The sequence below is a fragment of the Halorientalis brevis genome (genome assembly GCF_042678165.1).
GTDB lineage: Archaea > Halobacteriota > Halobacteria > Halobacteriales > Haloarculaceae > Halorientalis > Halorientalis brevis.
The window spans coordinates 112,635-119,752 of sequence record NZ_JBHUDJ010000009.1 but is presented as its reverse complement, the minus strand read 5'-3'; the positions used below and the strand labels follow the sequence as shown (position 1 = coordinate 119,752).

The 7,118-nt window shown below is 56.5% G+C and carries 8 protein-coding genes; 3 read left to right on the top strand and 5 right to left on the bottom strand.

The window, feature by feature from the left end; translation table 11 throughout:
- Positions 1 to 589 (bottom strand): helix-turn-helix domain-containing protein (locus ACFR9U_RS14825; protein WP_379814643.1); only part of this gene is annotated, 589 nt, incomplete at its 3' end.
- Between the two features lie 89 nt (positions 590 to 678).
- Here ACFR9U_RS14825 and ACFR9U_RS14820 point away from each other — a divergent pair.
- Complete coding sequence (locus tag ACFR9U_RS14820) at positions 679 to 1,788, top strand: MBL fold metallo-hydrolase (RefSeq protein WP_247381547.1); 1,110 nt, start codon at positions 679 to 681, stop codon at positions 1,786 to 1,788.
- A gap of 3 nt (positions 1,789 to 1,791) precedes the next feature.
- On the top strand, positions 1,792 to 3,081 hold the full coding sequence (locus ACFR9U_RS14815) for an MFS transporter (protein ID WP_247381548.1): 1,290 nt from the start codon (positions 1,792 to 1,794) through the stop codon (positions 3,079 to 3,081).
- A gap of 358 nt (positions 3,082 to 3,439) precedes the next feature.
- Here the strand turns inward: ACFR9U_RS14815 and ACFR9U_RS14810 are convergent, their stop codons facing one another.
- The 4 genes from ACFR9U_RS14810 to ACFR9U_RS21395 all read right to left on the bottom strand — a co-directional run bounded on the left by ACFR9U_RS14810 (position 3,440) and on the right by ACFR9U_RS21395 (position 5,706).
- Entirely contained in the window at positions 3,440 to 3,673 is a 234-nt protein-coding gene (locus ACFR9U_RS14810) for a HalOD1 output domain-containing protein (RefSeq protein ID WP_247381549.1), read from the bottom strand.
- Between the two features lie 667 nt (positions 3,674 to 4,340).
- Entirely contained in the window at positions 4,341 to 4,739 is a 399-nt protein-coding gene (locus ACFR9U_RS14805; protein WP_247381550.1) for a hypothetical protein, read from the bottom strand.
- 316 nt (positions 4,740 to 5,055) lie between these two features.
- Positions 5,056 to 5,469 carry a TRAM domain-containing protein gene (locus tag ACFR9U_RS14800; protein ID WP_247381551.1) on the bottom strand — a complete coding sequence of 138 codons (414 nt, stop codon included), beginning with the start codon at positions 5,467 to 5,469 and terminating at the stop codon, positions 5,056 to 5,058.
- A gap of 84 nt (positions 5,470 to 5,553) precedes the next feature.
- Positions 5,554 to 5,706: a DUF7837 family putative zinc-binding protein gene (locus ACFR9U_RS21395; RefSeq protein ID WP_465262022.1), complete on the bottom strand. Its 153-nt coding sequence runs from the start codon at positions 5,704 to 5,706 to the stop codon at positions 5,554 to 5,556.
- A 626-nt stretch (positions 5,707 to 6,332) separates the two neighbouring features.
- On the opposite strand from ACFR9U_RS21395, the gene ACFR9U_RS14795 reads away from it, so the two are divergent.
- Positions 6,333 to 7,052, top strand: coding sequence for a DUF2270 domain-containing protein (locus ACFR9U_RS14795; protein WP_247381553.1), 720 nt, complete (start codon positions 6,333 to 6,335; stop codon positions 7,050 to 7,052).
- Positions 7,053 to 7,118: the final 66 nt, after the last annotated feature.

Genomic DNA, 7,118 nt, shown 5'->3' with positions numbered 1-7,118 from the left:
GCGCGACGGCAGTTTTGTCGGCCAGATCCCGGAGTGACGTCTTCCGGGGCTGTTCGTAGTAGCCGCTTTCCAAAGCCAGGCGGAGCGCCGCCAGTTGCCGCTCGGTCACGTCCTCGAACAGTTGATCGACCGGGGCGAGCATACTGTGTGGAATCTGCTGTTCGGTGATCGCGGTTTTCGAGAGGACCTCGATGTCACGGTCAGCCTCCAGATCCTGCAGGAGTGCTCGGACGTCGCTCTCGTCGAAGGCGATCACCGAGTAGTGCTCCCATCCCTGGCGGTGAATCGTCGGCGGCTGGTACAGACAGTTGTACTCCTCGAAGCGCTCGATGATAGAGTCCTCCAGCGAACAGAGACAGGACTGGGTGACGACGTGGAGACCGGATTCGTCAACTGACTCGTGGAGAATCGTTCCGAGTTGATCGATTTCGTCGAGGAGTTGGTCGGTCGGCGCTCCTGGTGCTGTGAGTTCGATCACCTGGCAGTCGCTCAGATACCACTCGCGGATCGTGAGATCCGGATAGTGCTCCGAAATCTCCCGATACGGACATTCGTGTTTGACCCGGAACGAGGCCTCGTAGAGACTCATACGCGTGTAGATGGATTAGAGTAAATTAACGGTACCGGCCATGTCCGGCAGCACCTATATTCCCATACTGTTCTTACGAGTGACCACACATGTCGGAGATTAGTCCTGAGACACTCAGCAACCGATTGCAGGACGACGGAGACGACTTGCTCGTGGTCGATATTCGCCACGAAGCGGAGTACGACGACTGGCACGTTCCGGATAGTATCAACGTGGATCTCTACGACGAGTTGAAGGACGATCCTGACACGGCACAGGATGCTCTCGGAGACCTTCCTGAAGAGCAAGAGATCGTAACAGTCTGTGGTGCGGGTGCCGTTGCCGAGACCGCGACCGAACTCCTCGACGAGATGGACTACGACGCGGCGACGCTCGCGGACGGATTGAATGGCTGGAGTCGCGTGCATCGGCACGCGACAGTGCAGGCCGATCTCGACGGGACGCTCGTCCAGGTTGCACGCCCTGGCAAGGGCTGTCTCTCGCACGTCCTCGTTTCGGACGGGGAAGCAGCGATCTTCGACCCCTCTCACTACCTCGAGGAGTACGAGGCGATTCTCGCCGACGACGCTGATCTGGTCGGTGTCTTCGACACGCACGCCCACGCCGACCACGTCTCCGGCGCGGTGGACCTCGCCGAGAAACACGACGTTCCCTACTATCTCCATCCGAAGGATGCACTCGCGCTCGACGCGACCCCTGTCGAAGATGGGCAGACCGTCACGGTCGGCGAACTCGATGTCGAGGTAATCCACACGCCTGGGCACAGCGAAGGGAGCGTCTCGTTCGATGTCGACGGTGCAGCACTGATTACCGGCGATACGCTCTTCCACGAGAGCGTGGGCCGGGTCGAACTCGGCGTCGAAGCTGGCATCGAAGACTCAAACGTCGAACAGAACGCTGCGACGCTCTACGAGACCCTCCAGCGACTGCTCGACCGATCAGACGACGTCGTGGTCCTCCCGGCTCATCATCCGGGCTCGCCCGAACCGCCGGAGGCAGCGACTCTCGGAGAAGTCAGAGACCTGAACGAGGATCTCGAGCGCGACCGCGAGGAATTCGTCCAAGAGCTCGCGGCGGATATTCCGGATCATCCACCGAATTTCGAGCGCGTCAAGCGAACGAACGTGGGTCAGGAATCAGTCCCTACCGACGAACTGGCCGAGTTGGAACTGGGTCCGAACAACTGTGCAGCGGAGTAATCCATGAGTACGGCACCAGACCTCACACAAGGAATCCGTGAACACCTCGGACAGTTCTCGCTGCACGTCCTGCTCGTGTTCGCGACGGGGCTGACCATCGGCTCCGAACGCGCAGTCGTGCCCGTCCTGGGCGAGGAGGTACTTGGTGTCACGTCGTTCCTCGTCATCGGCTCGTTCGTCGTCTCCTTTGGCTTCGTCAAGTCGATCCTCAACCTCTACGCTGGCAAGTGGGGCGAAGAGTACGGCCGCAAGCCGGTGCTCATCCTCGGGTGGGCGACGGCACTGCCGCTGCCCCTCATCCTCATCTTCGCGCCGAGTTGGGGGTGGATCACGGCTGGGAACGTCCTGCTGGGCATCAACCAGGCGCTCACCTGGAGCATGGCGATCAACGCGAAGATCGATCTGGCAGGCCCCGAACAACGCGGGCTCGCGGTTGGAATCGACGAAGCGTTCGGCTACACTGGCGTCGCCGCCGGTGCCTGGATCACGGGCGTCATCGCTGCACGGACGAATCTCCGTCCCGAGCCGTTCTACTTCCTCGCAGCGGTGGTCGTGCTGGCGTTCCTCATCTCGATCTTCCTGATAAAGGAGACCGTTCAGTACGCGGAGGCGGAAGGTGACGACGACCACCACGACGCGAACCTCCCGTTCATGGACGTGCTGAAGCGGGCAACCTACGGCGACAAGACGCTGTTCGCTGCGGCCCAGGCCGGCCACATCGAGAACTTCGTCGACACGCTGTTCTGGATCGCCGTCCCGCTGTATCTCACGAGCCAGGGCCTCGGTATCGAGGCCGTCGGCGTCGTCGTCGGCGTCCACAGTGCGATGTACTTCTCCCAGATCGCGACCGGCGGCCTCGCAGACCGCATCGGTCGCCGCCCACCGGTGATCGCCGGCATGTTCCTCGCAGGTGGCGGTGTGCTCGGGATGGTCCTCGTCGAAGGCTATCTCCAGTGGGCAGCCTTAGCCGCCGCCTCTGGTCTAGGTATGGCGCTCCTCTATCCGAACCTGATGACTGTCCCCGGCGATGCCGCCCACCCGACGTGGCGCTCGGCCGGCATGGGCGTCTACCGCATGTGGCGCGACTCCGGCTATGGCGTCGGTGCAATCTTGATCGGCCTCGCAATGGAGTTCGTGAACGCCGAAGCCGCGTTCTATATGACTGCCATCTTGATGTTCCTCTCCGGAGCCGTCGTGTTCGTCTGGATGGAAGAGACCCATCCCGACTTCGGGACACACGAACCGCCTGAACCTGCTCCGGAGCAATCGGCCCAGACAATTCCACAGGATTAGGGCAGCAGAACCTTCGTGCCGTGGTAGCCGCCTTTATCAGCCGTTCTCGTGCTCTCAATACGAACAAGACCTGAGACAACCGTCTGCTGACCATGCGCTGTGTATGCAGCAACTAGCTCAGACGATTATTCGACTCTGACATAACTTACAGCGGTCAGTTGGTAGGCACAGTGAGCATGTTCCAGATCACATCCGATTCTTGGGCGAGGTCAGTCAGTAAAATAAATTTACAAAGCAGACAATTTGTGAATATTCCCTGTAGAAGAAAAGTACGCATCACGATGCATCTTCCGAGGTCGTGAGTTTTCAGCAGCTTTCATTGGGATAGATCCCACTCGTCTTATTTCTGTTACCGGCGTCATTCACTGGGGGTGATCTCTATGTCCCCATCTCTGGAAGCGGTCACGTCATACCCACAGCAGTGGAATGACACCTGCCCCTCGGTAGTTGCTAGGATTTTATTGAGGGCATCTGGATCAAGCACATCAAAGAGCCGCTGGGGGAGTGCTGACGGTTCGACCCCTTCCCGGCTGGCAATCTCTTGGATAATCTGTGTAGCTGTTGTCTTAGTTGGGTCGGTTCCGAGCGTCATCTCAATCGCAGTATCTAGTTGGGTGCAACCGTATTAAGGGTCGTTATCACGCCAACTGCCCATGTGAGTGAGTATTCTCACCACGTAATATTTGATAGTATAAAATTACGTCTTCTACGGGCCGTATAACAAGGTAAGTCCCCCATACAATTCTATGTGGAAGAGTGACCGAGGCTGGCTCCTACCACCACGCTCCATCGCAGATGGCTCCCCCACTCTTCCGCATGCACTCCGTTCACCCACCTAACTACGCGCCACGCATCCCTCATTCTGTACAGCGTATTTGAAGGGGTTGCTCATGCGACCCCTTCTCCTCCTCATGAGATACGGGATTATCGTGGAACAGAACGGTCTCTTTGGGCGGTAAGCAGTAACATGATCACATTGGTATACATGACTGTGATTAAGAATGGGTGACAACAAGGGTGCGCCAGAGAAGGGACGGATTCTCCACACGGTGGGTCAATGCACAGACTGCGGGAAGGTGTATACAGTCCAGCGATTTGCGGATGATGTGATCCATCCCATCGGCACAGACGGTACTTGTCTCTGTGGCAATGCGGAATTCAAGACACCGACCGGCCACTAAGTTATCTACTTAATTGGAACAGGCAGTCAGGAGAGTGAGTAACCGATTCTCTGCTCACTTTTGATCAGTCCAGGGGACTTAGTCATCAGTCCTTGTCTCAGACGGGAGACGTCTCCGCACCTCAAACTGTGCCTCACGGGTTAGCTCTTCACCAGTTTCGAGGGACCCTGTCACAGTGAATTTATACAGTCCCTCAAAAAGGTCAACAAATACGTACGTTGTCGTGCGGCCATGAGGTGTCGGATGTTCAAAGAGGGCCAGGTGCCAGGTGTGTTTCTCTTCACAGTCAAGCGTGCGTTTCCCATCTGTTCCTACACCGTCCTGTGTTGCAATCTGCTCCCAGCCATCAGATGAGTGTGCCGTGATCTCCCATCCATTCGTCGTCTCAACTGCCACAGCAGACTGGGTCTGATTGTGTAATGTGAACTCAAATCCTTCGTACCTCTCATCGACTGTAAATACTTCACTTTCAGCCATGAGAGACACGTCGCCAGAAGCCGAACACGATGGTTGTGGCGATGATGACGGAGATGTGGAGGTCGTGTCCTGTGTGGTTGTACCGGCCGGTGAACCACCAATACAGCCGGCAACCAACCCACTCCCTAGACTGGCAAGGATGGCACGGCGAGACCGTACAGGGGACATAATTACTAACCCATTACACTTCCATAAGTGTCTTCTGCTCAGTTGGCAAACACATTGAACAACTGGTTCACCATCACTCAACGTGAACGACTTCTTTTTCAGAAGTAGGGAACGTACCTATGTTTGCCAATTCCAGCTTCTGTAAGGCTCAGTCGTAGTAGCTAATGCGTTCAACTACGTCTGCAAAGGCGACGTTTTCACGGACATCAGTAATTTCGATGGTGACTCGTTCTCCCTGCTCGGTATCAGAGACAATGACAACGAAGCCACGTTCGACACGGGTGATCCCGTCGCCCTGATCGCCGATGTCTTCGATTTCGACGGTCCGTTGTTCACCTTCTGTAACCGGTGGTTCCTGTGGGTCTGGTTCGAACTGTGATCGTGTGTCGGTGTCGGCGGTTTCGGTGGTAGATGTCGAGGGAAGCACAGCCACGCGGTATGTCTCGCCCTGGTGGATGTCGCCACGTCGGAGCTCCTGTTTTGGGACTTCAACGACATATGAGCCGTCCCGCTCTTCAAGCGTGGCAGTAAACAGACAGCGAAGTTGATCAGGAATTTCCATCAGTAGTGTCTTCCGCGAAATACGCAACCGAGAACACTTGACTCTGCTGTCCGAATTCGCTCGAACATCGTCGGATTACAACTGTCACTCTGGCGCTACAACATCCTCACACGTCGGGCATTCGGCCCATATTCCATCGGTGCCGTCGTCTTTGGTGTATTCGACGAGCAGCCATGCTTCGGGAATCCGCTTGCTGCAGTCCGGGCACCGACCAAGAGACGATTCGTCGGTATTCATGCAAAGGGATGGAAGGAGCGTGTGACAGTGGTCCTTCCATTCGGTCTTGTGTCGTCATCGGTTGTAAGCTTTCGTCGGTCTTTCAGGGATCGAAATGCCTTATCTCTGGCTGAATGAACTGTCCACTACAGTTAACACACCGTCACCTGTAGCGCAGAGACGATGGGAGTTCACTCGCTCGTCGCGCGACTCCTCCCTGGTGGCGGCTCCGATGTCGTAGTCGAGTGCCGTCACTGCGGGACAAGTGTGTCGCCGAAGACTGAGGAGTGTCCGAATTGTGGGGGCAGTGAGATTTGTCGATATGATATCCCGGAGTAGTCTCGTGGTTTTGTACGAGGAGTGCCATCTCTGATGAGTTCAGAGCGATCAGATTCCGATTTGAGTTCTAATCTACTATGAGACTGTCAAAATCCACGTGCGAGACTTAGAGGCTGAGTTCATCGCTGAGAGTGCGTTCTATTCAGGCGTTTTTGGTTGAATCAGCTGTTAGGTACGCCTGTATATTTCTCGATGGACCATCGGTAAACGCGACATAAATACCACTATACGCGGGATAGTGCTCAATTGGCTGTGTCTCTCACGCCGTCACCGTCGCCGCTTATTGAGCGAGGAGGTGTTTCTCCTCTATGACCGATTCGAGTAGCGACGAGTTCGACCCAACAGCACCAGACCAACGGGAGATTGGCCGCGAAATGGTTGACGACAGTACGGGGCTCGGTTCGGTGATGGCCCACGCCTATCGCGGAGAGGTAGGCCGAGTGGGGACGTGGCGCCAGCGCCTTGACCAGACGACGACGTGGGCGGTGACGCTGATGGCAGCAATCTTGACGTGGGCGTTTTCGAGTCCCGATAACCCACATTATATTTTGCTGACCGGGATCGTTGCCGTCACCATCTTTCTAGGAATCGAAGCACGTCGGTACCGGGACTACGACGTCTTTCGTTCGCGCGTTCGGCTTCTCCAGGAGAACCTGTTTGCAAACGCCCTTGATCCGTCTGAGGGGGTCGAAAGTCACGACTGGCGGGCGGAACTAAGCAGAGACTATCGCAGGCCGACGCTGAAAGTCTCGGTATTCGAAGCACTCGTAAACCGGCTCCGGCGTGTGTATATCGCTCTGCTCGGTGTCCTCTTGGTTGCGTGGGTCTTCAGGATTACTGCGTTCACGCCGCGCAAAGACTGGCTGACAACCGCTGGAATCGCCCGTATCCCTGGGATTGCTGTAGTTGCCGTTGTGGGTGTGTTCTACGTCGTACTGCTGGGCGTCGCCTTCTGGCCCCACGAGCGCCATGCCAAAGGTGAATTCCGTGAAGGAGACACGGACGACTGGAAAGAGACAGACCAATAAATCCGTTCGCCGTATACTGTCCCATCTCGGTAGTGGAACGGGATATAGAGGGCTGCAGTACCTACT